This window comes from Nocardia sp. NPDC057455, from assembly GCF_042802775.1.
In the GTDB taxonomy this organism is placed as follows: Bacteria; Actinomycetota; Actinomycetes; order Mycobacteriales; family Mycobacteriaceae; genus Nocardia.
Window position 1 is genome coordinate 1 of record NZ_JBHVDM010000190.1, and the last position, 2633, is coordinate 2633.

Consider the following 2633-nt stretch of genomic DNA (forward strand, 5'->3'; position numbering starts at 1 on the left):
CCACAAGGGGCCGCGAACACCCAGCGCCGCAGGCGCTGGAAATCAGATAGAGCCCGCGTCGAGCACGAGATTGCTCAGTACCCGGACACCGACCGCGAGCGCCCGCTCATCGATGTCGAAGGTCGGCTGGTGCAGATCCAGCTGTTCGCCCTCGCCGGACCAGACGCCCAGGCGCGCCATCGCGCCCGGCACCTTCTCCAGGTACCAGGAGAAGTCCTCGCCGCCGCCGGACTGTGGCGTGTCGGCCAGCGCGTCGGGGCCGAGCGCGCGGATCGCGTCCTCGAAGATGCGGGTGGAATGCTCGTCGTTGACCACAGGGGGCACGCCGCGCCGGTAGTTGAGCTGGTAACGCACGCCCGTCGGGGCGAGCAAGCCGTCGACGATCTCCCGCACCATCGGCTCCAGCAACGACCAGGTGGCGTGATCTCCGGTGCGGATGGTGCCGGTGAGCATGCCGGTCTGCGGGATGGCGTTGGGCGCCTTCCCCGCGCTCACCGCGCCCCACACCATCACGGTGCTGGTGCGCGGATCGATGCGGCGGCTGAGCAAGCCGGGCAGGCCGGTGATCACCGAGCCGATCGCGTAGACCAGGTCGCTGGTCAGGTGTGGACGGGAGGTGTGGCCGCCCGGCGAGTCGAGCACCAGCTCGATGGTGTCGGCGGCGGAGGTGATCGCGCCCACGCGGATACCGACCCGGCCCACCTCGAGGCGCGGGTCGCAGTGCAGCGCGAAGATCCGCTCCACGCCGGTCATCGCACCGGCGGCGACCACGTCGATCGCGCCGCCCGGCATGATCTCCTCGGCGGGCTGGAAGACCAGCCGCACGCCGACCGGCAGCTCCGGCGCCTCGGCCAAGGCCAGTGCGGTGCCGAGCAGAATGGAAGTGTGCGCGTCGTGGCCGCACGCGTGCGACACGCCCGGCACCGTCGAGGCGAAGGGCAGTCCGGTGAATTCCTGCAACGGCAGCGCGTCCATGTCGGCGCGCAGGCCCATTCGCGGGCCGTCGGGTCCGATGTCACAGATCAAGCCGGTGCCGCCGGGCAGTACCTGCGGCGTCAGACCCGCCTTGGTCAGCCACGCCGAGACGAACTCGGTGGTGCCGAACTCGGTACGGGACAGTTCCGGGTTGGCGTGGATGTGCCTGCGCCACTGGACGAGATCGACCGTGTGGTCGGCCAGCCACGACTCCACCGCTTCCCGCCCGGATCCCACGGTCTCCGACGCTGCGGAGCTGCCGGGGCCCTCCGTGGCTACGCGGACGCCCACTGCCGGGCCCGTCGCCTGCGCCGCCGAACGGCCGGTTGTGCTCACCGAATGTCCTCCTGTCGTTGAACTAGCCGTTGCAACAACCTGTCTCTATAGATGTCATCGCGGGCGACGGCGATTGCGGTACGCGCGAGCGCGAGCGCACCGTCGAGGACCGCACGATCCGCCGAGGCGTTGACGCTGGCCGCGGCGAAGCCTGGCTGATGTGTCACCGCACCACCGGCATCGATGCCGATGACCGGGTGAATGCCCGGAATGACGTTGGTGACGTTCCCCATATCGGTGCTGCCCAGCGGCCGCTGCGCCTCGAACTCCGGAGCGAGCGGCACGCGTCCCGATCCGGTGAGCTGCTCGCGATACACGAGCAGTAATTCCGGATCCGGGGTCAGCTCGGTATACGTCGGCGCGAGCGTCCGGATTTCGTGGGTGCAGCCGGTCGCGAGGGCGCCCGCCTCGAAGCAAGCCGACGCTCGTCGCATCAGATCGTCGAGGGATGCGGAGTCGACTGCGCGTAGGTAATACAGCAGTTCCGCACGTCCGGGCACGATGTTGGGAGCTACGCCACCGTCGCCGACTATACCGTGCAGTTGCTGGCCGGGCAGGAGATGCTGCCGTAGCAATCCCAGGGCGACCTGCGCGACGGTCACCGCGTCGCCCGCGTTGCGGCCCTGCTCCGGGGCCGCGCTGGCGTGCGCCTCACGCCCGTGGAAGACCACGGACACGTCGGCCAGAGCCAGCGAGCGGGCGCCGACGATGTCGAGCGGACCCGGGTGCACCATCATCGCCATCGCGACGTCGTCGAACACTCCGCGCTCCAGCATGAGCACCTTGCCACCGCCGCTCTCCTCGGCGGGTGTGCCGAACACCAGCACGGTGAGATCCAGTGCGTCGGCGACCTCGGCGAGGCCGAGCGCCGCGCCCACCGCGGCCGCGGCGATGATGTTGTGCCCGCAAGCGTGCCCGATCTCGGGCAGCGCGTCGTACTCCGCGCAGAGACCGACGGTCAGCGACCCGCTGCCATAACGCGCACGGAAGGCCGTCGGCAGGTCGGCGACTCCGCTCTCGATCTCGAAACCACGCCCGGCCAGCGGCGCGATGGTCTTGGCGACGCTGCGAATTTCCTCGAAAGCAAGCTCGGGTTCGTCGTGAATCGAGTGCGACAGCCCGATCAGCTCGGCGGCCGCCGCGCGGATGGCGGCGTCACTGCGCGCGGCAGCGTCGACCTCGCACACGGCATTGCCGTCGTGCTGCGCTTCTCGGCGCCCGCTGCGCGATGGTGGCATGCAACACAGTCTCGCACTGTATTTGATTTCCAGCGCCTTCGGCGCTGGGTGTTCGCGGCCCCTTTGTGGCTCGCGTCCGAGTGA

Annotated in this window: 2 protein-coding genes; both read right to left on the reverse strand. The window is 69.7% G+C overall.

What is annotated here, in order from left to right; all coding sequences use genetic code 11:
- Nucleotides 1-42 precede the first annotated feature (42 nt).
- A complete protein-coding gene (locus tag ACFU5M_RS34320; RefSeq protein ID WP_379055763.1) occupies nucleotides 43-1191 on the reverse strand; it encodes a M20 family metallopeptidase in 1149 nt (382 codons plus the stop codon).
- A 116-nt stretch (nucleotides 1192-1307) separates the two neighbouring features.
- Complete coding sequence (locus ACFU5M_RS34325) at nucleotides 1308-2549, reverse strand: M20 family metallopeptidase (protein ID WP_379055761.1); 1242 nt, start codon at nucleotides 2547-2549, stop codon at nucleotides 1308-1310.
- Nucleotides 2550-2633 lie beyond the last annotated feature (84 nt).